24 protein-coding genes are annotated in these 22,620 nt (G+C 63.2%); 14 read left to right on the forward strand and 10 right to left on the reverse strand.

Translation table 11 applies throughout. The annotated features are described in order from the left end of the window. Positions 1-78: 78 nt before the first annotated feature. Genes AYK65_RS23555 through nuoG form a run of 7 tightly spaced genes read left to right on the forward strand, consistent with a single transcriptional unit; the run spans position 79 to position 7,141 of the window. Entirely contained in the window at positions 79-444 is a 366-nt protein-coding gene (locus AYK65_RS23555; protein WP_081161212.1) for an NADH-quinone oxidoreductase subunit A, read from the forward strand. Next, positions 432-935 carry a NuoB/complex I 20 kDa subunit family protein gene (locus AYK65_RS23560; RefSeq protein ID WP_026615689.1) on the forward strand — a complete coding sequence of 168 codons (504 nt, stop codon included), beginning with the start codon at positions 432-434 and terminating at the stop codon, positions 933-935. Before AYK65_RS23555 ends, AYK65_RS23560 begins: the two co-directional genes overlap by 13 nt. Next, positions 932-1,468 (forward strand): NADH-quinone oxidoreductase subunit C, encoded by a 537-nt coding sequence (locus AYK65_RS23565; RefSeq protein WP_026615688.1) that lies wholly within the window; start codon positions 932-934, stop codon positions 1,466-1,468. The genes AYK65_RS23560 and AYK65_RS23565 overlap by 4 nt, the downstream gene beginning before the upstream one ends. Before the next feature lie 28 nt (positions 1,469-1,496). Next, complete coding sequence (gene nuoD / locus AYK65_RS23570) at positions 1,497-2,711, forward strand: NADH dehydrogenase (quinone) subunit D (RefSeq protein ID WP_026615687.1); 1,215 nt, start codon at positions 1,497-1,499, stop codon at positions 2,709-2,711. Positions 2,712-2,728: 17 nt separating this feature from the next. After that, entirely contained in the window at positions 2,729-3,241 is a 513-nt protein-coding gene (nuoE, locus tag AYK65_RS23575) for an NADH-quinone oxidoreductase subunit NuoE (protein ID WP_081161215.1), read from the forward strand. A 4-nt stretch (positions 3,242-3,245) separates the two neighbouring features. Then, positions 3,246-4,511, forward strand: coding sequence for an NADH-quinone oxidoreductase subunit NuoF (gene nuoF, locus AYK65_RS23580; protein ID WP_026615685.1), 1,266 nt, complete (start codon positions 3,246-3,248; stop codon positions 4,509-4,511). Between the two features lie 32 nt (positions 4,512-4,543). Further along, positions 4,544-7,141, forward strand: coding sequence for an NADH-quinone oxidoreductase subunit NuoG (gene nuoG, locus AYK65_RS23585; RefSeq protein WP_081161216.1), 2,598 nt, complete (start codon positions 4,544-4,546; stop codon positions 7,139-7,141). 11 nt (positions 7,142-7,152) lie between these two features. On the opposite strand, the gene AYK65_RS23590 is transcribed toward nuoG, so the two are convergent. The 4 genes from AYK65_RS23590 to AYK65_RS23605 all read right to left on the reverse strand — a co-directional run bounded on the left by AYK65_RS23590 (position 7,153) and on the right by AYK65_RS23605 (position 10,812). Continuing rightward, positions 7,153-7,593 carry a CBS domain-containing protein gene (locus tag AYK65_RS23590; protein WP_026615683.1) on the reverse strand — a complete coding sequence of 147 codons (441 nt, stop codon included), beginning with the start codon at positions 7,591-7,593 and terminating at the stop codon, positions 7,153-7,155. A 45-nt stretch (positions 7,594-7,638) separates the two neighbouring features. After that, on the reverse strand, positions 7,639-8,205 hold the full coding sequence (locus tag AYK65_RS23595; RefSeq protein WP_081161219.1) for an NADH-quinone oxidoreductase subunit I: 567 nt from the start codon (positions 8,203-8,205) through the stop codon (positions 7,639-7,641). Positions 8,206-8,257: 52 nt separating this feature from the next. Then, on the reverse strand, positions 8,258-9,244 hold the full coding sequence (gene nuoH, locus AYK65_RS23600) for an NADH-quinone oxidoreductase subunit NuoH (RefSeq protein WP_081161221.1): 987 nt from the start codon (positions 9,242-9,244) through the stop codon (positions 8,258-8,260). 188 nt (positions 9,245-9,432) lie between these two features. Next, positions 9,433-10,812, reverse strand: coding sequence for a S8 family serine peptidase (locus AYK65_RS23605; RefSeq protein ID WP_081161224.1), 1,380 nt, complete (start codon positions 10,810-10,812; stop codon positions 9,433-9,435). Between the two features lie 139 nt (positions 10,813-10,951). On the opposite strand from AYK65_RS23605, the gene AYK65_RS23610 reads away from it, so the two are divergent. Together AYK65_RS23610 and AYK65_RS23615 are read left to right on the forward strand one after the other, a co-directional pair. Next, a complete protein-coding gene (locus AYK65_RS23610) occupies positions 10,952-11,494 on the forward strand; it encodes an RNA polymerase sigma factor (RefSeq protein WP_026615679.1) in 543 nt (180 codons plus the stop codon). After that, the gene (locus AYK65_RS23615) at positions 11,491-12,273 is read left to right on the forward strand and encodes an anti-sigma factor family protein (RefSeq protein WP_046117396.1); all 783 of its coding nucleotides are present in this window, start codon (positions 11,491-11,493) and stop codon (positions 12,271-12,273) included. The genes AYK65_RS23610 and AYK65_RS23615 overlap by 4 nt, the downstream gene beginning before the upstream one ends. Here the strand turns inward: AYK65_RS23615 and AYK65_RS32595 are convergent. Both AYK65_RS32595 and AYK65_RS23625 read right to left on the reverse strand, forming a co-directional pair. Next, complete coding sequence (locus AYK65_RS32595) at positions 12,263-12,679, reverse strand: hypothetical protein (RefSeq protein ID WP_046117395.1); 417 nt, start codon at positions 12,677-12,679, stop codon at positions 12,263-12,265. The two genes, AYK65_RS23615 and AYK65_RS32595, sit on opposite strands and share 11 nt — an antisense overlap. A 154-nt stretch (positions 12,680-12,833) precedes the next feature. Beyond that, on the reverse strand, positions 12,834-13,547 hold the full coding sequence (locus AYK65_RS23625) for a DUF6065 family protein (protein ID WP_046117394.1): 714 nt from the start codon (positions 13,545-13,547) through the stop codon (positions 12,834-12,836). Between the two features lie 247 nt (positions 13,548-13,794). Here AYK65_RS23625 and AYK65_RS23630 point away from each other — a divergent pair, with 247 nt between their 5' ends. Both AYK65_RS23630 and AYK65_RS23635 read left to right on the forward strand, forming a co-directional pair. Further along, positions 13,795-15,222, forward strand: coding sequence for a basic amino acid/polyamine antiporter (locus AYK65_RS23630; RefSeq protein ID WP_081161229.1), 1,428 nt, complete (start codon positions 13,795-13,797; stop codon positions 15,220-15,222). A gap of 21 nt (positions 15,223-15,243) precedes the next feature. Continuing rightward, entirely contained in the window at positions 15,244-16,491 is a 1,248-nt protein-coding gene (locus tag AYK65_RS23635; RefSeq protein WP_081161231.1) for an arginine deiminase, read from the forward strand. A gap of 68 nt (positions 16,492-16,559) precedes the next feature. On the opposite strand, the gene AYK65_RS23640 is transcribed toward AYK65_RS23635, so the two are convergent. The 4 genes from AYK65_RS23640 to AYK65_RS23655 form a co-directional block, all read right to left on the reverse strand. Then, positions 16,560-17,012, reverse strand: a complete 453-nt coding sequence (locus AYK65_RS23640) for a DUF421 domain-containing protein (protein WP_081161234.1) — start codon at positions 17,010-17,012, stop codon at positions 16,560-16,562. A 68-nt stretch (positions 17,013-17,080) separates the two neighbouring features. Continuing rightward, on the reverse strand, positions 17,081-17,581 hold the full coding sequence (locus tag AYK65_RS23645) for a hypothetical protein (protein WP_026615672.1): 501 nt from the start codon (positions 17,579-17,581) through the stop codon (positions 17,081-17,083). Between the two features lie 101 nt (positions 17,582-17,682). Beyond that, positions 17,683-19,218 (reverse strand): PQQ-dependent sugar dehydrogenase, encoded by a 1,536-nt coding sequence (locus AYK65_RS23650; RefSeq protein WP_081161236.1) that lies wholly within the window; start codon positions 19,216-19,218, stop codon positions 17,683-17,685. Further along, positions 19,215-19,664, reverse strand: coding sequence for a DUF2231 domain-containing protein (locus tag AYK65_RS23655; protein ID WP_046117385.1), 450 nt, complete (start codon positions 19,662-19,664; stop codon positions 19,215-19,217). Before AYK65_RS23655 ends, AYK65_RS23650 begins: the two co-directional genes overlap by 4 nt. A gap of 261 nt (positions 19,665-19,925) precedes the next feature. Here AYK65_RS23655 and AYK65_RS23660 point away from each other — a divergent pair, with 261 nt between their 5' ends. The 3 genes from AYK65_RS23660 to AYK65_RS23670 are packed head-to-tail and all read left to right on the forward strand — an operon-like array spanning position 19,926 to position 22,614. Continuing rightward, positions 19,926-20,513 carry a cytochrome c oxidase assembly protein gene (locus AYK65_RS23660; protein ID WP_081161239.1) on the forward strand — a complete coding sequence of 196 codons (588 nt, stop codon included), beginning with the start codon at positions 19,926-19,928 and terminating at the stop codon, positions 20,511-20,513. Further along, the gene (locus AYK65_RS23665; protein WP_081161241.1) at positions 20,504-21,631 is read left to right on the forward strand and encodes a c-type cytochrome; all 1,128 of its coding nucleotides are present in this window, start codon (positions 20,504-20,506) and stop codon (positions 21,629-21,631) included. Before AYK65_RS23660 ends, AYK65_RS23665 begins: the two co-directional genes overlap by 10 nt. Further along, entirely contained in the window at positions 21,628-22,614 is a 987-nt protein-coding gene (locus AYK65_RS23670) for a cytochrome c oxidase subunit II (protein ID WP_081161244.1), read from the forward strand. The genes AYK65_RS23665 and AYK65_RS23670 overlap by 4 nt, the downstream gene beginning before the upstream one ends. Positions 22,615-22,620: the final 6 nt, after the last annotated feature.

Genomic DNA, 22,620 nt, shown 5'->3' on the forward strand with positions numbered 1-22,620 from the left:
GGCGACGGCTTCTTCGGCCCCGAACTGGTTTGGTGGCGACCTGAGCAAAGCCCTTGTTGCGTGCCGGGGCGTTACGACATGATGGCAATGGAGTTCCTGCCGGTTCTTATCATGGTCGCCGGGATAGTCTTGGTGGCAGTGGCGACGCTTTTCGTCTCCTCGCTTCTGCGCCCGTCCAACCCTTATCGCGCGAAGAACATGCCCTATGAATGCGGCATGGACCCTGCGGGCGAGGCCGCCGGCGGGCGCTTCCGGGTGCCGTTCTTCATTCTCGCGATCCTTTTGGTTGTCTTCGATGTCGAGGCGATGTTCCTCTTTCCCTGGGCCGTCGTGCTGAAAGAGATCGGGCTCATCGGCTATATCGAAATGTTCGTCTTCATGGTGCTGCTGCTCGTGGGTTTCGCCTACGCCTGGCTGAAGGGAGCGTTGGAATGGGAGGAGTAAACGACGCGATCCGCGACAGCGTTTTGTTCACCACCGCCGATAGCGTCATCAGTTGGAGCCGGAGGTCGGCCTTGTGGCCGGAGACCTTCGGCATTGCCTGCTGCGCCATCGAGATGATCTCGGCCGGCTGCGCGCGCTATGACCTCGACCGGTTCGGCGTGGTGTTCCGCCCTTCGCCGCGGCAGTCCGACGTGATGATCATCGCCGGTACAGTGACCAGGAAATTCGCGCCCGTGGTGCGGCGGCTCTATGACCAGATGCCGGAACCGCGCTGGGTGATCGCAATGGGCACCTGCGCTATTTCGGGCGGTGTCTACAACACCTATGCCGTGGTTCAGGGATCGGAGACCTTCGTGCCCGTCGACGTGCATGTGCCCGGCTGTCCGCCGCGGCCCGAGGCGCTGATGCACGGCTTTCTGCTGCTTCAGGAGAAGATCAAGAGGTCCCGCGCGCTCGCCGGAACGCCTCTCGATCGGATTGCAGCGTCATGACCGTGGAGCGGCTTTTCGATCCAGTCCGGATCATCGAGCGCTTCGGCGAAGCGGTCGAGGACCTCGGCGCCGCGCACGGCATTCGCGCCTTTGCTGTTCCGCCGGAGAGGATCGTCGAATTCTGCCGCTTCCTGAAAGAACATCCGGCGCTTGAGTTCAATTTTCTCTCGGATATCTGCGGTGTCGATCATTATCCCGAAATGCCGCGTTTCGAGGCGGTGTACCATCTCTATTCGCTGCCCAACAAATGGCGGCTACGCATCAAGTGTCGGCTTGGCGATCCCCCCGAGGTGCCCTCGGTCACGGGCGTTTGGCGCACGGCCAACTGGCATGAGCGCGAGGCCTGGGACATGTACGGCATCCGCTTCGAAGGTCACCCGGATCTGCGCCGCATCTACATGTGGGAAGGCTTCGAGGGCTTTCCCCAGCGCAAGGACTTCCCCTTGAGGGGCTACAAGGACAAGCTCAATCCCTTCGGTGCCGAAGGTCCGCCGCCGACGCAGCCCGACCTCGCCACGAGGGAGATTCCTTAAAGGAGGCCGTTGACGCTGGAGAGTCGAGATGACCGAAGTCACCGAGCTCACGAGGCCGGAAGGCGAAGCGCTCAATACCAAGGAAGTGCTTCTCAACCTCGGCCCGCAACATCCCAGCACCCATGGGGTTCTTCGGCTCGTCCTCGAGCTCGACGGCGAATATGTCGAGCGCGTGGACCCGCATATCGGCTATCTCCACCGCGGCACCGAGAAACTCGCGGAGAGCTTCACCTATACTCAGATCTTCCCGCTCACGGACCGGCTCGACTATCTCTGTCCGCCGTCAAACAACCTGGCCTTCGCTCTGGCGGTGGAGAAGCTCCTCGGCATAGAGGCGCCGATCCGGGCGCAATATATCCGTGTGATGATGGCGGAACTCGCACGGATTTCCGGTCATCTCCTGATCACCGGCGCGCTGCCAATGGATCTCGGCGCCATGACCGCGCTGCTTTACGTCATGCGCGAGCGCGAGATGATCATGGACCTGTTGGAAATGATCACCGGCGCGCGCATGCACACGTCCTACTGCAGGGTTGGCGGGGTGCGCGAGGACCTGCCGGACGAATTCTTCCCCAAGATTAGGGAGTTCTGCGAGGTCTTCCCCAACCGGATCCGCGACTACGAGCGCCTACTCGATAACAACCGGGTGTTCCTGAATCGCACACAAGGAATCGGCGTGATCTCCCCCGCGGACGCCATCGATCTCGGATTGAGCGGTCCCAACCTGCGTGCTTCCGGTGTCGACTGGGACATACGGCGCGACGAACCCTACGAAATTTACGACCGGCTCGAGTTCAACGTCATCACCCGCCAAGAGGGCGATTGTTTCGCCCGCTGGCAGTGTCGGGTCGACGAGATGCGCGAAAGCATCCGCATCATCGAACAATGCATGGAGCAGATGCCGGAAGGACCGTTCCAGATCGACATGCCGACGATCGCGTTCCCCGTGGACAAGGACAAAGTGCATTGTTCGATGGAGGCGCTGATCCAGCATTTCGACCTGTCGGCCTACGGCTTCGATGTGCCCGCGGGCGAGGTCTATTCGGCGATCGAGGCGCCGAAGGGTGAATTGGGGTTCTACATCATTAGCGACGGATCGCCGAAACCGTTCCGCATGAAAGTGCGGGCACCCTCGTTCGTGAACCTCCAGGCGCTGTTCGGGGTGAGCAATGCACGGTACCTGGCCGACATGATCGCTGTGCTCGGCAGCCTCGATCCCGTGATGGCCGAGGTGGATAAATAAGAGGAGGTTCGGACGCGATGACCATGCGCGAAGAGATCGAGGCGGCGGCGGCACGGTATCCCGACCGGCGTTCGGCGCTCATGCCCGCGCTGCTGATCGCGCAGAGGGAGCACGGCCATCTGCCGGGTCCGGTGCTGGAGGAGGTTGCCGATATTCTCGGCGTCGAGCGGATCTGGGTCTATGAGCTCGCGACCTTCTACACGCTGTTCCATACCGAGCCCATAGGCATGTTCCACCTGCAGCTCTGCGACAATGTCTCCTGCATGCTGTGCGGATCCGAGGACCTGCTGACGCATCTGGAAGCGAGGCTCGGGATAAAGAAGGGCGAGACCACCCCGGACGGGCTGTTCACCCTTTCGACTGTCGAGTGCCTCGGGGCCTGCGAAATGGCTCCGGTGATGCAGGTGGGCGACGATTACCACGGCAACCTCGATGTCGTGCGGCTAGACGCGCTCCTGGACAGTCTCCGCGCTGCGGCGGGGCGGTTTGCGAGGGTCGAGCACGCTTCCGCACCACAGCCTGGAGAGTAGCGCCATGTTCGAGCCGGTACTCCTCAAGAATGTCGACTTGCCGGACGGTCATCTGCTGTCGAGTTACGAAGCCGGCGGCGGCTATCAGGCGCTCAGGAAGGTGCTCGGCGAATGCACGCCCGACGAGGTCGTCGAGCTCGTCAAGCAGTCCAACCTGCGCGGCCGTGGCGGCGCCGGATTTCCTACCGGCATGAAATGGAGTTTCGTACCGAAGCGGACCGACAGGCCGAAATATCTGTGCTGCAACGCCGATGAGGGTGAGCCGGGCACCTTCAAGGACAGGATCATCATGGAGCGTGACCCGCACCAGCTCATTGAGGCGCTGGCGGTGAGCGGCTACGCGATCGGGGCCGAAGTCGCCTATGTTTACGTCCGCGGAGAATATGTGACGGCAATCCGCCGCCTGGAGCAGGCGATCGCCGAGGCGCACGAAAAGGGCTATCTCGGAACAGGCGTTCTCGGCTCTGATTTCAATTTCGCCGTGCATATTCACTGCGGCGCCGGCGCCTATATCTGCGGCGAGGAAACCGCGATGCTCGAGTCGCTCGAGGGCAAGCGGGCGCAGCCGCGATTGAAGCCGCCGTTCCCGGCCGTGGCCGGGCTCTACGCCAGCCCCACGGTGATCAACAATGTCGAGACGCTTGCCTGCGTGCCGCATATCGTCATGCGGGGTCCGGCCTGGTTCCGCGGCATCGGGCCCGACAAAAGCCCCGGTCCGAAGCTCTACTGCGTGAGCGGGCAGGTACGCAAACCCGGCCTCTACGAATTGCCGATGGGCATACCGCTGCGTGAATTGGTCGAGGATCACGCCGGCGGTCCGCTGCCGGGACGAAAGGTCAAGGCGGTGATCCCGGGCGGCGTCTCGGCACCGGTCATCCCGGAGCCCGGGCTTGAGATCGGGATGGATTTCGACTCGCTCGCCGCAGCCGGCTCGATGCTCGGTTCGGCGGGCGTGATCGTGATCGACGACTCGACCTGCATGGTCAAGGTCGCCACCCGGATCATCGAGTTCTTCCACCATGAATCCTGCGGCAAGTGCACGCCATGCCGGGAAGGACTGAACTGGGCCGTGAAGGTGCTGCGCCGGGTCGAGGCCGGCGAGGGCGCACCCGGCGATCTGGAGCAATTGGACATGCTCTGCAAGGGCATTTTCGGGAACACCTTTTGCGCCCTGGGTGACGGCGCCGCGATGGGCTTGCGGGCCGCACTCAAGCATTTCCGCGACGAATTCGTCGCCCATATCGAGGAGCGGAGGTGCCCGTTTCACTGAAAACCTGCATTCGAGACGGGCTGGGAGGAAGTATGGTTAGCGTCACGATCGACGAACATAAGCTGGAAGTCGAGGCTGGCTCCACGGTGCTCGCCGCCGCCGAGCGCCTGGGCATCGAGATCCCGACCTTCTGCTATTGGAAGCGGCTGCCGCCACTTGCCTCCTGTCGCATGTGCCTGGTGGAGATCGAGGGGCTGCGGAGGCTGCAGCCCGCCTGCGCCACGGCTGTTGCGGAGGGCATGGTGGTCAGGACGAATACGCCGCTGATCGAGGAAACGCGTTCGTCCATGCTCGACATGCTGCTTGCCAACCACCCGCTCGATTGCCCGATCTGCGACAAGGGCGGCGAGTGCGAGCTTCAGGACATGGTGATGGCATATGGTCCGCGCGAAAGCGGGTTCCGCGACGCCAAGCGTGTTTTCCACTCGAAGGATATTCGCCTGAGCCCGGTCGTCATCATGAACGTCAACCGCTGCATCCAGTGTCAACGCTGTGTGCGGATGTGCGAGGAGGTCGTCGGCGCGGTTGCCTTGGGTACGGTCGAGAAGGGCATGGATACCGCCGTCACCGGTTTCGAGGGTAGCCTGGCAAGCTGCGACCAGTGCGGCAACTGCATCGAGGTCTGTCCGGTCGGGGCGCTGATGAGTTTCCCCTATCGCTACAAGGCACGCCCCTGGGACCTCAACGAAACCGACACGATCTGCCCGCATTGCGGTACCGGCTGTCAACTCACCGTTGGAGCGCGCAAGGGCGAGTTCATGCGGGTCCGCTCGGACTGGGAGCATGGAGTCAACCGAGAGACGCTCTGCGTGCGGGGCCGCTTCGGCCTAGACTTCATCGAGAGCCGGGATCGCATCAAACGGCCGATGATCCGCCGCGACGGCGCGCTCACGCCGGTTTCCTGGGAGGAGGCGGGCGACTATCTCAGCCGGCGCCTGTCGGCAGTGAAGGGCAAGGTCGCGGGCGGGCTCATCTCGCCGCGGCTGCCTAACGAGGTGCTTTATCAGTTCCAGAAGTTGATGCGCACGGTACTCCGCACCAACAACATCGACTGCTCGTCGCGCTGGTCCACGCCTGTCGACGCGCTAGGCCCGCTCTTGGCCAGCTTCCACACCCGCGCACCCCTCCAGGAAGTGATCGGCAGAGATTGCGTGCTGGTCATTGGGGGCAATGTAACCGAGGAAAATCCAGTCACCGAGTATCTGCTGCGTGACGCAGCGCGGCGGCAGCAGACAGGCTTGCTTATGCTCTCGGCGCGGCCGTCCCGTCTGGACTCCGATGCCCGGGCGGTCGTTCGCGTGCCGCCGGGCGGAGAAGCGGCGAGCCTTGCGGCGGTGGCTGCCGGGCTCGTGTCGGCGGCTGGCCCGGTTTTGCCCGGCGACCTTTTTGCGGATATCGGGCGGCTGCCAGCAGCGACCGACAGCGACCAATCGAACGCTCTGGCCGCCGCGCTGATGGAGGGCCGAAGCGTCACCTTGCTCGTCAGCGTCGACGTCCTCAGATCGCCGCTGGCGCGCGCGACGTTGCAGCAGCTCAGCAACCTGCTGCAAATTCTATACGTGCTCGGCAAGGCCCCGGCGCTGCAGTTCCTCTTCGACCGTGCCAACCAGATGGGCGCCTGGGACATGGGTGTAATGGCGGGAGCTCTGCCGGGCCCGCGTCCGGTCGTCGATGCTCAGACCCGCGCAGCTTTCGCACAGGCCTGGGGCGCCGAAATCCCCTCAGAACCCGGCGCTGATCTCGACGCCATGCTGCAACTTTGCGTCAACGGGCGGATGGGCGCGCTCTATGTCGTCGGAACTGATCCGCTTCTGTCCTATCCCGACCGGGAATTTGTCGAGCGGGCGCTGAAGGCTGCCGATCTCCTGATCGTGCAGGACGCGTTCCTCACGGACACGGCGGGCTTGGCCGATGTTGTGTTGCCTGCGGCCGGTTACGGCGAGGAAACCGGCATCTTCACCAACAACGAGGGCCGGGCCCAGAAGGTCCGCAAATTCCGCGAGCCCGTCTTCGAGGCGCGGGGCAATCTGGCGATCTTCGACTTCGTCGCAGCGCTCTGCGGCGAGGCGCAGCAGCCATCCACTCAAGGCGAGATTTTCGACGAGATTGCCCGGCTGATTCCCGCTTACCAAGGATTGAAGCAGGAAGAGCTTGGTCCCGACGGCGCATTCACCACGGCGGCCCTTTCGCCACCGGCCGGCGAGTTCTTCGCTGCTCCGCCTGTTGCCAGTGCAACAAATGCGCTCCTGTTGGTCACAGGCAACTGTCTTTTCCACAACGGGTATCTGTCCGAACACTCGGAGATACTGAATACCGTCGCAGAAGACCCTTATGTCGAGATGAGCATGCAGGATGCCGCCAGGCTTGGTGTTTCAGACAGCGAGCACGTCGTCGTGCGATCCGCTCAGGGCGAGCTGACGGCGAAGCTCAAGGTCAACAGGCGCTTTCCCAAGGGCCTCGTTTTCGTTCCCGAAAACTACAAAGCGCTCCGCCTCAACAGCCTGATGCGGCGGGGTGAATATCCATGTCCGGTGGAGGTTCACAAAGCCAGAGCGACCGACGAAGTCGGCCCGTTCAACGGTTCCGCGGCGAGAGCTGATGGCCTCGGCCAAGGCATGCCGCCGGCGTGATCTCGTTCGGCTTAGTGATAATGGGTCCCGCAAATGTAATCGTGCAAATCCTGCTCCGTGCGTTGTGCCTCCTCGAGCCTGTGCTTGACGACGTCGCCGATGCTGACCACGCCGATAACGGAATCGCCATCCTTGACAAGCACATGGCGCGTGCGCCGCTCCGTCATGATCGCCATCGCCACTGGCAGCAGATCCTCGGTCGAACAGGTGGGCACACCGCGGTTCATGATATCGGAAGCTCGCATCGCCGCCGCCTCGGCCCCATATTCCGCCACCGCATTGCAGCAGTCCCGCTCCGACAGAGTGCCCAGATACATGCCTGGCGAACCACTGACGACCACGAAGCCGATATTGTTCTCACGAAACAGCCGCAGGACTTCCACCATTGTCAGATCGGGACTGACCGCGATGACTCCGACACCTTTGTTCTTCACGATTTCGCCGACAAACATCTAAGCCTCCTATCCCGAGCGCTCGGTTTGACAGCTGGCGCGCGTTCACGTTCGCCGAATATTGCGCCACCAGTTATAGCCCTGCGGCTCGTTCGTCTCGACCAGCACGTCTTTCTTCGTGTTGAGGCGCGCGGCCACCACGCCGCCGCCGGTTGTCGCCTTGCCCGGCTTACCAAGCAGGTCGTCCCGCCCGATCACCAGATCGCGGGAGGAAAAACTCGAGAACTCGTACTGCTGGCCAAGCGCAATGGCATCCGCCGGGCAGGCGTCCTCGCATAGGCCGCAGAACAGGCATCGGGCCGTGTCGATCTCGAATTTGGCTGGGCGACGGTTGCCCTTCTCGTCCTCGTAGGGGACGACCTCGATACAGTCGCAGGGACAAATCCGCGCGCAGAGTTCGCAGGCCACGCACTTGATCTCGCCCTCTGCGTCGCGCTTCAGGAAGTGATGCCCGCGGTAGCGCGAATAGGGCAGCCATTTCTCCTTGTCCGGATACTCCATGGTCACGGGTCTGGAGAACATGTAACCGAAGGTCAGAGTCAAGCCACTCGCCAGATCGGCGAAGAACGCCCAACCGATCCATGTTCCGATTCTATCAAATGCGCGCGACATCGCCGCCCCGCTTTCCACGCACGTCGTTCTCCACACTTTTGGGCGACATGCACTAGGAGAAAGCAATTCCGGTTATGATTATGTTCGCCAGCGACAGAGGAAGCAAGACTTTCCATCCGATTGCCATCAGCTGATCGTAGCGGTAGCGGGGGAAAGTGAAGCGGAACCACATGAACAAATAGACGAAGAAGGCGACCTTGAGCAGGAACCAGAGGACCGGCGGCAGGGGGATCAGCACGCCGTTCCAGCCGCCGAAGAAAAGGATCACCGTGAGGACCGACACCAGCACCATGATGACATATTCGCTGACCATGAAGAACGCGAAGCGGATGCCGCTGTATTCGGTATGGAACCCGGCCCCCAAATCGCCTTCCGCTTCCGCCAGATCGAAGGGAATGCGCTGGGCCTCGGCCAGCCCGGCGACGAAGAACACGAAGAAGCCGACGGGCTGGTAGACAATGTTCCAGACATCGGCCTGCGCCCGCACGATGTCGAGCAGGCTCATGGATTGCGCCAATATGACCACGCCGATGACCGCGAAACCCATCGGGATCTCGTAGCTGATCATCTGCGCGCAGGTCCTAAGGCTGCCGAGCAGAGAGTATTTGCTGTTGGCGGCCCAGCCGCCAAAGATGACGCCATAAACCTCGATCCCGATCACCGCGAAGACGAAAAGGAGCGCCACATTCATATCGGAGACGTAGAGCGTGATCTCGTTCCCGAGGACCGAAACGGACTCGCCGAAGGGGATCGCGACGAACACCACAAAGGGCGGCGCGAGCGCCAGAATAGGCGCCAGTTTGAACAGGAAGCGATCGGCGTCGGCCGGGATGTGGTCCTCTTTGGTCAAGAGCTTGATGCCATCCGCCACCGGCTGCAGCAGCCCGTGCCAGCCCACACGCATCGGCCCCATCCGCTGCTGCATGTGCCCGGCGATCTTGCGTTCCAGCCAGGTTAGCGGCAACGGCAGCAGCAGCAAGATCGCGATCAGCAACGCGACCTTGAAGACGATGAGGCCGAGGGCGACGATAAGTTCCATGATCCACGCTGCTTATGCAACGGTTTGAAACCATTAGAGCGGGATGAGGAAGAGTGTGCGCGTTTTCCGCCCGCATCCCGCTCTAACTTCTTATGATCTAGGCACTTCGTGTGCTTAGTCGATGTTTCACGGTACAGCGGTGACGCGCCGCTTGCAATGCCGCGTGAAGTTCGGGCGGTCCCTGCGCTTCACGGTTCGGTCTTGCAGATCGATCGCGCGTTCAAGAGGCCCCAGCCGAATATCGGGTCCTTGCCTGGATCGCCGAGGTCTTCCGCATTTCCGGTCAGCGCATTGCGGATCTGCTCGGGCGCGAGCGCCGGTTCCGACGCTTTCATCAGCGCCACTGCCGCGGTCACGAAAGGCGCGGCGAACGATGTGCCCGTCTTCGGACGCGCGCCGCTGATCGAGGCCGCGGTCCAGACCGCGACGCCCGGCGCCGCGAAATCGATGTGCTCGCCGCGCCCGGCGCGTCGGTAGGGCCGCTTGCGCTTGTCGGTCGCGGTGACGGCGATCACCTCTTCATAGGCCGCCGGATAGACCGGCTCGGCCTTGGGTCCGTCATTGCCGGCGGCTGCAACCATGATGATGCCGCCTCCGCCGAGCTTCTTGACGGTCTCTTCGAGGAGCAGATTGGGCGGGCCGGCAAGACTGAGATTGATGACCTGTACCTGACGGTTGGAGAGGAGGTCGAGCGCGCGCACGAGATCAAAGGCACCGGAGCGGTCGTCTTGCCGGCCGGCGCGGTGAAACGTGTCGACGGCGATCAGTTTGCCGCCGGGGATCAGGCCCGGCGTGCGGCTAGTCGCGGAGCCCACGAGCAGGGCCGCGACGGCAGTGCCGTGCTGCTTGCCGGATTCGGGCAATTTTCTATCGCTGAGGCGGATGATCTCGATGCTGCTGCCTTCGAAGGCATCGTGTTCGGGGTTGATCGCCGTATCGACGAGACCGATCGTCGTGCCGCCGGTGCAGGCGCCCGCCCAGTCTTGCGCGGCGGGCCAGCCGATCACGCTGCGGGCCAGGCAGTCGGTCCCGGGGCAGGGCGTCTCAGCGCGTTGTTCCGGCCGGAAATAATGATTGAAGTCGATGGTTGCCTCAGGTGCGACAGTTCTTGCCTGCTCCCTCGCAGCGTCGAGTGTCACTCCCGCGGGGATGCGGAGCTTGACGACTTCGGAATTGAAGGTCGCCATCGTGGCGCGTTCGAGGACTTCGAAGCCCGACGCCGTGAGTTGCTCGATCTGTGCCGGGCCGAGGCCCAGTCCAACGATCTCGTCGCGTGCCCGGATCGGCGCGGGCGCGACGGCCTGTGAGCGCCGCGGAGTGCTTCGACGCGGCAGCAGCGCCCGGAACGGGAACAGGCTCCTGCCGCCGCGCCATCCCGCTCCGGCGCCGTAGGAGCCGGAGCGCCCGGAGGAGGAGCCGCCGCCATCATCGTCGTCATCGTCGGCGAAAGCTTCGCTCGCGCCCAGCAGTTCAGGCGAGATCGTGTTTCGGGGGACAAGGATGTCGCCCGCCACGAGCGCGATTGCAGCAAGGGGTCCAATCAGGGCAAGTCTGAGCGTGGTCGCCATCTGAGAACCTCGATCGGCTTGGCCGTGCCAGGGACCGCGGAGCATTCCTTGGACGCACTGGCGAGTGCCTGTAGACTGGACGGAAACGGTCGAGTCGTCCACTTATTCATTTCTAGCTCAAATTGCGGAGTTTTGGGGCATGAGCGATGCGGTAAAAGAGGTCGGCGAACGCCTGATAGCGTTCCTGCCCAATCTTCGCCGCTTCGCCATCTCGCTGTGCCGCACGCGCGACATCGCCGACGATCTCGTGCAGGCGGCTTGCGAACGGGCGCTCGCCAGTGCCGAGCGCTTCGAGCCGGGCACGCGCTTCGATGCATGGATGTTCCGCATTCTCCGCAACCTCTGGATCGACCAGGTGCGCAGGCAGAAGACCGCGGGCGTGCAGGACGACATTTCCGAACGTCACGACATCGCCGGCGCATCCGGCGACCGCGAAGCCGAAGCGCGGTTGACCCTCAAGACCGTGGCCGACGCGATCGACCATTTGCCGGACGAGCAGCGTGAGGTGCTGCTTCTCGTTTGCGTCGAGGAGCTGTCCTATCGCGAGGCGGCCGATGTGCTCGACGTGCCTATCGGAACGGTCATGAGCCGGCTGGCGCGGGCGCGCAAGAGCCTGGCCGAGGCCACGGGAATAACGGGGGCGACGGGACGTTCTCAGGTGATGAAGGGCGTGAATGAATGACCAGAGCGGATTTCTCCGACGACATACTGATGCGCTTCGCCGACGGCGAGCTCGATGCCGAGACCTCCGCCGAGATCGAGCGGGCAATGGAGACGGACGACGAGCTGGTCTCGCGCGTGGGGCTCTTCATTGAAACGCGTCAGGCCGCGAAGGCGGCCATGCAGTCGCTTCTCGATGAACCGCTGCCGGCGGAGCTCGAGGCGGCCGTCGGAAGAATGGTCGCCGAGAAGACGTCTGCCCAGAGTGCGCCCAGCGCCAGCGTTCTGGCCTTCCCGCGGCGCGCCGCGAACGATCGACGGGCAAGCCGCTGGCTCGTTGCCGCCGCCTCGCTTGCGGCCGTCTTCGCCGGCCTCGGCGGGTATTGGTTGGGCGGACGCGGAGAGCCGCCGTCCGGGGGCGCCTTGCCGCTCGCGGCCGTCAGCAGCCCTGCGCTTGCCGAGGCGCTAGCGACCGTTGCCTCCGGCGAGGAAAGACAATTGCTGGCTTCCAACCAGCGCTTTCGGGCGATCGCGACTTTTCGGGACAGTGCGCAGGCGCTCTGCCGTGAATTCGAACTGGACTCGGCCGACCGCTCGACCGTCGTTTCGGTTGCCTGCCGTGCCGGATCCGAATGGCGCGTGACCTTCGCTGTCGCTGCGCCCGGCGGCAGCGGCGGCTATGCCCCAGCGTCCTCGACCGAAACGCTCGACGCTTACCTGACGGCGATCGACGCCGGGCCGCCGCTCGAGGCCGGGGAAGAGGCGAAGGCCCTGGCCGATCTCCGCGAAGTCAGGCAATGACGCTGACGCAATCCTCATGATGGAATAGAGTCGCGCATCGTCCGTTACTCCACCGGACCGAAGAACAGGTCCGGTTTTGAAGAGGAGTAATTGGCATGACGAAGAAGTGGATGACTACAGCCCTTGCAGCGGGTCTCGCGGCATTCGTAGGCTCCGCCGCCGAGGCAAGGGAACACCCCTCGTTAGCTGATGGGGAGAGATTGTCCAAACAATCGGTCCGGACGACCGGGCGCAGCGATGGCGAGATCATCGTGGCCGGGAACAGTTCGTCTAACTCGAGCTCCAACTCGTCGAGTAATTCCAGTTCCAATTCGTCTTCGAACAGTTCCTCGAATTCGAGCTCGAACTCATCTTCCAACAGCTCTTCGAACTCGAGCTCGAACTCGTCCTCGAACAGTTCATCCAACTCGAGCTCGAACGGCTCCGACCGGAGCTATCGTGCCGGCAGCCTGTGGCGCACACGCTGAGGCCGTTTCAATGATATAATGAAATGATCTAGCGAAATGAAGCGGGGGCCGGACGTCGATCCGGCCCCCGCTCTTTTTGCGCCTTGCGGAGCTTCAGCGAGAAGCGCGTGCCACCTTGCGGTACCAGCCCTGGCCGGCAATCGTGTTGCGATGGACCGCCTCGCGTTCCGTGGCTTCCATGCGCGTCTCGGCGCGAATCTCCGCGGTGACGGCCGCAGCATCGCGGCGGAACGGTATGACCTGCACGAGCGGCGTGCCCTTCTCGACGCTATAGAGGCCATCCGGCGCCGTCGCGAAAAATGGAAAATGGATATGCGCGGCATAGGTATCGGTATCGACGATGCCTGCAACGCATTCAAACGGCTGCCCCGGACGGTTGAGCGGCGGCAGAAACAGGCAGCTCCAGCCTGGCGGCGTGCGGATCGACCAATAGTTATGAAACTTGCAGGGCGGGGCGGGCTCCCTCGGATTTCCAGCCACCTGGTGGGCGCCGTGGTTGCTGACCATGACCCTGTCGAACTCCCAGCCCGCCTCGACACTGCGGCCGTTGTCCTTGATTTCCAGCCTCACGGTTGCGGCGATCGGCAGGATCCAGCCGGTCGTCATTGCGTCGAGAAAGGGCATGCAGCGTTTGACCGTCAGGCCGTTGTTGGTGGTAGACAGGTGCGCTTGATCGACAGCGGGCAGCTTGCGGAACCAGTCCGGCAGGACCGCCTTCGCCGGGACCGGCGGCGCGATGACGCCGCTATCCTCCGGCTGGCAGAGAAAGCGGATCGCCCGCGGTTCTTTCTGCAGAAAATGAAACATCCCGGTTCTCCTCTTGAATGGCACGGGAGAAACGGGCCGGCGCGACTTCTATTCCGTCCGCGACTGCGATTGCGAGGGATTCGGTAGAGGCGCGCAGGACCGGGGGCCGGGGTTGTCACAGCCCCTACAAGCTTACAGCTTGAAGTTTTAATACAAAGGGTGCAAGGTTTCCGCGCCACTACTCAAGGTGGGCTAATCAGTAAGTGCTTTTCGATCGCCGAGGCAACCGTTCCCAGTCGGAGGCCGCATGACCAGCACTGCTCAGAAACTTTCGCTCGTTTCGCTCTCCGCGCTAGTGGTCGGCTCCATGGTCGGAGCGGGCATATTTTCGCTTCCCCGGACCTTTGGTGCCGCCACAGGCCCCTTCGGGGCCATTATCGCGTGGTGTGTCGCCGGCGGGGGGATGTATGCGCTCGCCCGCGTCTTCCAGGCGCTCGCCGAACGCAAGCCCGATCTCGACGCAGGCGTCTATGCCTATGCCAAGGCGGGCTTCGGCAACTACCCCGGCTTTCTTTCCGCCTTTGGTTATTGGATCGGCAGTTGCATCGGCAATGTCTCCTACTGGGTGCTCATCAAATCGACGCTCGGAGCCTTCTTTCCGGTTTTCGGCGACGGCAATACGGTGGTGGCGATTGCCGTCGCATCCGTGGGCATCTGGCTCTTCCATTTCATGATCCTCAGGGGCATCCAGCAGGCCGCGGGGGTCAACACCATCGTCACGATTGCGAAGATCGTTCCGATTATCGTCTTCATCCTCATCCTGATCTTCACCTTCGAGCTGTCACAGTTCCAGGAGAACTTCTGGGGCGGCACAGGGATGCCGGAGACGAGCCTCGTCGAACAGGTGCGGGCAACCATGCTGGTTACGGTCTTCGTCTTTCTCGGGATCGAGGGAGCGAGCGTCTACTCCCGCTATGCCGAAAGGCGCTCAGACGTCGGCAGGGCGACCATCCTGGGTTTCACTGGCGTCACAGGACTGATGGTGCTCGTGACGCTGCTCCCCTTCGCGGGCCTGCCGCGCGCTGAGATTGCCGGTATGCGACAGCCTTCCATGGCTTCCGTGCTCGAGGCGGTCGTCGGACCGTGGGGATCGGTCTTCGTCAGCCTCGGCCTGCTCATATCGGTGCTTGGCGCCTATCTCGCCTGGCAACTCATCTGCGCGGAAGTGCTCTTCACCGCGGCGAAGACGGACGACATGCCGCGCGTATTCGCCCAGGAGAACGCCAACCGCGTTCCGGTCGCCGCGCTTTGGCTCACCAATATCATCGTCCAGCTCTTCGTTATTTCCACCTACTGGTCGCAGGACGCCTTCGCGTTGATGATCAATCTGACCAGCTCGATGTCGCTTATCCCGTATCTCCTCGTCGCAGCTTTCGCCGTGCTGATCGCGAGGCGGGGCGAGAGCTACGAGGTGCGGCCGAAAGAAAGGCGGCGCGATCTGGTGATGGCCGGGATTGCGACCGCCTACACGCTCTTCATGATCATCGCCGGAGGGCTGAAGTTCGTCCTCCTCTCGGCGATTCTCTATGCGCCGGGGACAATCCTCTACATCTGGGCCCGCCGCGAGCGCGGGGAAAAACTCTTCACACCCGTGGAGCTCGTGATTTTTGTCGCCGCGGTCGCCGGTTGCATCTTCGGCATATACGGATTGGCATCCGGCAGCATTGTCATCTGAACCGTGAAAAGGGGGTACACCATGTCGTCCTCACAAGAACTCGGTGTTCATTCTGAAGTCGGTCAGTTGCGAAAGGTGATGGTGTGCGCGCCCGGCCGCGCCCATCAGCGTCTGACACCAAGCAATTGCGACGCTCTTCTCTTCGACGATGTCCTGTGGGTGGACAACGCGAAGCGCGATCACTTCGATTTCATGAACAAGATGCGTGATCGCGGCATCGAGGTCCTCGAGATGCACAACCTGCTTGCCCAGACCGTGGCCATTCCGGAAGCGAGGGCATGGATTCTCGATCAGCAGGTCGTTCCCAACCAGGTCGGTCTCGAACTCGTCGCGGAGATCCGAAGCTATCTCGAAGGGCTGCCCGACCGGGAGCTTGCCGAGACGCTCATTGGCGGCCTTTCCACGCTCGAGTTCCCCGACGCCATCGGCGGAGAGACGCTCAGGCTGATAAGGGAGGCGGCTGGAGTCGCGGAATATCTGCTACCGCCCCTGCCAAACACGCTCTATACGCGCGACACCACCTGCTGGATTTACGGTGGCGTCACGCTGAACCCGCTCTACTGGCCGGCGCGACACGAAGAGACATTGCTCGCCAGCGCGATCTATCGCTTTCACCCGGACTTCGCGGGAAAGGTCAAGGTCTGGTGGGGGGACCCCACCCAGGACTGGGGCCTTGCCACGCTGGAGGGCGGAGACGTCATGCCGATCGGCAAGGGCGTCGTTCTGATCGGCATGAGCGAGCGAACGTCCCGGCAGGCGATCAGCCAGCTCGCCGCCCGGCTCTTCGCGCAGGGTGCCGCCGAACGGGTCATCGTCGCGGCCATGCCGAAGCTGCGCGCCGCCATGCATCTCGATACGATCTTCACCTTTGCCGACCGGGACTGCGTGTTGATCTATCCCGATATCGTCAACGCCATTTCAGCCTTCTCCTACCGCCCCGGATCAAAGCCGGGAACGGTGGACCTACACAAGGACGAAGGCAGCTTCGTTGAAACCGTTCGAGATGCGCTCGGCCTCAAAGAGATGCGCGTGGTCGAGACGGGAGGTACCGACTACATGCGCGAGAGAACGCAATGGGACAGCGGTGCGAATCTCGTCTGCGCTTCGCCCGGCGTCGTCTTCGCCTATGATCGCAACACCTATGCAAACACGCTGTTGCGAAAGCAGGGCATCGAAGTGATCACCATATCCGGTGCGGAACTGGGGCGTGGCCGCGGCGGTGGCCATTGCATGACCTGCCCCATCGTGCGGGACGCCGTCGACTACTGATGAAGCGGACGCGCTGTTCTCGTTGCATTGTCACCCGAAGCAAGCCTCCACGAGGCGCTGTCGTTTCCTCAGGCTGTGTCTCGTCGTGGTATGATGCTTATTCCGCCATCAGCCTCGAGAACCGCAAACTTGATCTCTTCAAGGCGGGCGAGACCCTGTTGCTCTCTCGCGGCGACCAATATGTCGTCTATGCTCACCCTCGCTCTTCTTAGCGCCTGATCATCGATTTCGCCGTCCGCAATGAGAACGGTCGGTGTGCCGTCGAGGAGCAGTGCGACCTTGGGCGACCGTTGTTTGAAGTAGGAAAGCACGATATCGACGCTGAACAAGGTGAGGATGAGCAGTGTGGCGTTGACGATCGAAAAATCGTCGCCGAGCAGCGCTTGCTGGGTCGTTTCGGCGATGATCAGCAACAGCACGAAATCGAAAGGCGTCATCTGCCCGACCGTCCGCCTTCCGGAGAGGCGCAGAACGATCAGCAGGACGAAGTAGACGGCGATGCCGCGAGCTACGGATTCCATCGAATTCCTCCCTCAGTCATGATGATTTCGGGCCGGAAGGCAGCGCGCATGTCCTTTCCTCAACTCGGCTAGGGCCAGACGATCGTTCGCACTGATCGCATTGGCTCCCCGTTGACGCTGACCTTGTAGACAACGCTGCCGGGCCGTTGGGAGCGCACGTGAACGGTCAGAGCGAGGGGTTGCGGCGTAGGGGACTTGAAGTGGTAAACGGTCCCGTCGCCCTCTCCTTCGGTAAAGAGTGGCGGCGGCTCGATGTCTTCCACTTGGAAGGTCTGGAAGAACGCGGAGGTCAAAGCAAGACGTTTGTCTCCATCGCCTGCCGCCAGCGACACGTGCAGCGTGTCCGATGCTTGCCAGCGGCTGAATCGAGGAATCTCGACGAGGCCGCCTTCAAAGGCGAGCGCCTGTCGGGCGAAGTAACCACTGGAGCCGGTCAGGCCGAGAACTGCCAGAAGGAGAATACAGCCGAAGCCGATCCAGGCGATCCGTTCCACCCTCCAGAACGACTCCTGGAACTCTCGATGCTCCTCAAGTTGCAGTCCATCGTCGCGAACCGGCGGTTGATCCAAGGCGTACCTCCATGAAGCATGGTTCAACGTTTCGGATCGGAGGAATGTTCCAGTTCGTACGGAGGCTCGACGACTCCGGCCGGGCCGCTCGCGCGCTCCCCTCACTGCGGCGCGTCACCGGGTCCGACTACCGGTGCGATCTCCATCTGCGATGGCCTCGGAGGCTGCGAGCCGCCGGCGGGGGAGGGGGCCGGCTCACCGGCCACGGCTCCGGCCGGACGTGGCGCTTGGCCGGCATCGCTGGTGATCGCCGGACTTCTCTGTCCGTCCGTGCCGATCGGGCCTGGCGTCACCGAACCATCGGCGGCCGCGACGCGCCATACGGTGTTGCCGGCGTCGTCGGCAATGAGGAGTGCGCCGGTGCCGTCGATCGCAACGCCGACCGGTCGGCCACGCGCCTGGTCACCCTCGATGAAGCCGGTCACCACGTCTTGAGCCTTTCCGGCTGGCCTGCCGTTCTCGAACGGCACATAGACAACCTTGTAGCCATTGAATTCATCGCGGTTCCAACTGCCGTGCTCGCCGATAAAGGCGCCGTTGGCATAGGGCGCCGGCAGGGCGGAGCCGTTCGAGAAGACGAGGCCGAGTGCGGCGACATGGCTCGAAAGCGCGTAGTCGGGGGCGATCGCCTTCTCCACCATGTCCGGGCGGGGCGGGTGGACCCGTTCGTCCACATGATCGCCAAAGTAGCTCCACGGCCAGCCGTAGAAACCGCCTTCCTGCACCGAGGTCATGTAGTCCGGCACGAGGTTTGGCCCAAGTTCGTCCCGCTCGTTGACGACGGTCCAGAGGGCGCCGCTCTCGGGATGGAAGATCAGACCGTTCGGATTGCGCAGGCCCGATGCAAAGACGCGGGCAGCGCCCGTTTCCCGGTCCACCTGCCATATGGCCGCGCGGCCCTTTTCGGCTTCGAGTCCATGTTCTGCGACATTGGAGTTGGAGCCGACCGAGGCGTAGAGATATCGCCCGTCGGGGCTGAGCGCGAGGTCCTTGGTCCAATGATGGTTGATCGGACCGCCGGGAAGCGGCGTCAGCACGGTCGGTTGCGCCGTGATCTCCGTTTGCCCGAGCGGATAAGGATAGGCAAGGATCGCGTCGGCGGCCGCCACGTAGAGCGTTCCGCCGTACCACGCGACTCCGAAGGGCGAGTTGAGACCGGTCAGAAGATCACGGCGTTCGTCGACCTGCCCGTCACGATTGGTGTCGCGCAACAGCGTAATGAGATTGCTCTCCTTCTCCGGTTCGTCGCCGCCGCTACGGGCCATCGACATGATCCAGCCGCGGATCAAGTCCTTGGGCCGCGAGATCGGCTTGCCCGGAGGCTCGCGCGACTGGACGACGAGCACGTCGCCGTTCGGCAGCGTATGGACCGTGCGTGGATTGGCGAGGTCCGTCGCATAGGCGGTAACGGTGAGGTCTTCGGGCACGGTTGGCGTCTCGCCGTCCCTCCAGCCGACGACCTCGGCGACTTTCATGTCGGGCAAAAGCTCCGAGATGGGCTCCGGCAAGACCGGATCGGGGCCGATCTGCTGGGAGATGTCGAAATCGGTGCCGTCGTCGCTGCAGGCGGCAAGCGCCAGGAGAAGGAGGCAGCTTCCGGCGAGGGCGGCTGCACGAAACAAGGCGGAGCTGCTCATAAGTATCCCCCTCCGACATGCGTTCGATGGAGCATCGCGCGGTCAAGCAAAGCGATGAGGATGATGAGAAGCACCGTCGCCGCGGAGAGGATCAGCCCGTAGGGGACGACTGCCCTCCAGCCGTCGGCGGCATGGACGAGATTGTTGACGAAGGCGAGGCCAAGGACGACCACATAGCCGACCGTGTGGAGCCAAATCGCCGCCGGCGCGCGACGCTTCGATCGAAACAGGAATTCCGCCACGCCGGCCAGGGCCGCTACGACGCCGAAAACCATTCCGGCGAAGAGCAGCCAGGCAGAGAAGTTCTGCCACATGCCATATCCGGTCTGCCAAAAGGCGATGTCGGTCAGAAGGGCGAGCGTGAAGCAGACGACTGGGAACGGCGCGAACAACGAATGGATCGGGCTGGTGACGGTCGCGGCAGTCGACGGAGAGTTCAGGCTCATCGGTGCCTCCTATTCGGTCGCGGCTTGAAACCTCGGGCTCGCGCATTTGTTCCTTCACCGAATTCTCCGGCGAGACGAGGGGCCCCGCAACCCAGAGGAGGTGGCGGACTGGAACCATGGGGCGTCCAATCAGTTTCAGGTTCGACGCAGCAGGTTGATGCCGAGCACCGTATAGATCGTTGCGCCGGCCGGAACCGCTCGCGGCCGCGACCATGGGATCATAACGGAGCAGCTCCGCCGCTCAGAGGGTAGGGAGGAACGATGGGGCCGTTGGCGATGCACATGGGCGTGCACATCCTGCTGATGAACCTCGTCGCGCCGCTGACGGCACTCGGAACATCGCGAATTCGGCAGGAGGGGCAGGAGGTCGCTGCATCCATGCTGTGGCTTGCGACCCTTGCGCAGCTCCTCGCCCTCTGGACCTGGCATGCACCGCCCCTCCTTAACCGGGCGCTCGAATTCCCTTCGGTCCATTTGCTGATGTATGGCAGCCTGTTTCTCACTGCTGTCCTGTTCTGGTGGACGGTCTTCCGCTTCCGTCGGGAGCGCTGCTGGCAGCCGATCGTTGCTCTCCTCATCACCAGCAAGCTTTATTGCTTGCTGGCCGTGCTTTTCGTCTTCGCGCCGAGAGCGCTTTATCCGAACATCGCCCACGCCCATCCGAGCGACGGCGCTCCGGTTTTGAACGCAATCTTGGCTGACCAGCAGCTCGCGGGGCTCATCATGCTGGCCGCCTGCCCGGCAACTTACGTCCTGGCCGCTATCGCCATCGGCGCGCGATGGCTCTTTGCGATGGAAACCGGCAAGCCCCAGCCGGACGTCAACCCGGGTGAAGAAGCGTGGAGTTGAAGAAGCTGCACTGGACGACGGTTGCGGCGGTGCTCGGCATGGGTGCCGCGGGGCTCGTACTCGCCGGCACCATTTTCGTGTCGTCCGGCATCTACAATGTCGCTGCCTCCAGCGGCCATTTTCGGATCACGACCTGGCTCCTCGCCATGGTCCGCGAGCGTTCGATCGACATGCGGAGCTTTCCGATCGAGGTTCCGCCGATCGACGATGATGGGATGATCCGCCTCGGCGCCGCCCATTACGAAGGCGGCTGCGTGCCCTGTCACGGCCGGCCGGGCGAGGAAATGAACCCGATCGTGAGCGGCATGCTGCCCCCGCCGCCGAATTTGACCGAGGTCGGCAAGCGGCGCCCTCCGGAGGAAATCTTCTGGATCGTCATGCATGGCCTCAAATATACCGGGATGCCGGCATGGCCGAATACCGGGCGCGACGACGAGGTTTGGGCGGTCACGGCATTCCTCGCCACCCTTCCGGGCGCGGTAAGCGGTTACCCGGACTTTGCGGGCCTCGCCCGGGGCGGCGGCGACAAGCACGAAGGGCTGGCGAACGGCCGCACCTTCACCCGTTGTGGCCGCTGTCATGAAAGCGAGGGCACAGGCACCAATGGCAATCGCATCCCCCGACTTGCGGGACTACCTGAAGCCTATCTGCTTCGCAGTCTGCGGGAATATGCCGAGCGAACCCGCGCGAGCGGCGCCATGGAGCCGGTCGCCGACCTCTTGGATGACGGCCGGATGCGGGAGCTCGCGGCGTACTATTCGGCGCTTCGGCCGGTTGCGCCCAAAACGACCGTCGCGCCCGACCCGGAGCGGCTTCGGCGCGGAGAAGCCATCGCCATACGCGGTATTCCGCGACATGGGGTGCCGGCCTGCCTGACTTGTCATTCCGGGCGGCAGTCATCCTATTTTCCGACGCTCGCTGGCCAGCATGCCGCCTATATCGCCGAGCAATTGCGGCTCTGGCAGCGAGGAGGTCGCGTCGGCACGGCTTACGGAAGAATCATGGCGGTAGTCGCCGGGGCTCTGAGCGCCGAGCAGATCGAGGACGTCGCCGCCTATCTGGCGTCCCTGCCTCCGGGTGCTGCGCCTCCGGAACCGATGGCGGAGGTGAGCCGATGAGGTGCGCCAGGCCGTTCGCCCCGCTCGCCCTTCTCACGCTCCAAGATTGCGCCGGCGTCCAGTCGGCCTTCGATCCATCCGGCGCGGAGGCCGAGCGCATCAACGTCTTAAGCTGGCTGTTGATCCTGTCGTCGGTCGCGGTTCTCGTTGCGGTCTGCCTCATCACGGCCGGTGCGCTTTTCGGCAGCGAGCGCTGGCGCGCCCGCATTTCCGGCGAAAGGCTGGTGATCGGAGGCGGTCTGGTTCTTCCGATCCTGGTCCTCAGCATTCTCCTCAGCTACGGCTTCTACCTGATGGGACCCGGCTCGCCGGCGGGACGGGCGGACGGGCGATTGCGGGTCGAGGTCGTGGGCGAACGCTGGTGGTGGCGCGTGACCTATGTCGACGAGAGCGGTCGACGGGTAGAAAGCGCCAACGAGATCCGCCTGCCCGTTGGGCGGCCGGTAGGAGTCGAACTGACCTCGGCCGATGTGATCCACAGCTTCTGGGTCCCGCGCCTCGCCGGCAAGCTCGACATGATCCCGGGCCGAACCAACAGCCTGACGCTTCAAGCGACGAAGGCGGGAATCAGCCGTGGCCAATGCGCCGAGTATTGCGGCGGGGCGCATGCCTTCATGTCCTTCTATGTGATCGCAATGCCCGAAGACCAATTCGCCGCCTGGCTCGAGCAGGAGGCAGGCGACGCACAGATTCCGACCGGCGCGGACGAGACCGCGGGGCAGACGTTGTTCCTGTCGTCGGGCTGCATCGCATGCCACAGCGTGCGCGGAACCGAGGCGCGGGGCACGATAGGCCCGGACCTGACGCATGTCGGCAGCCGGCATTCACTGGCCGCCGCAACACTGGAGAACGACGTCTCGGCCTTTGCCCGCTGGATCCGCGACGGTGAGCACGTGAAGCCGGAAAACCTCATGCCGCCATACGACATCTTCACGGAAGCCGAGCTGGCGCAGCTCTCTTCCTATCTGGACCAACTGAGGTGACAGCCG

It is taken from the genome of Ensifer aridi (assembly GCF_002078505.1).
GTDB classification, from domain to species: Bacteria; Pseudomonadota; Alphaproteobacteria; order Rhizobiales; family Rhizobiaceae; genus Sinorhizobium; species Sinorhizobium aridi.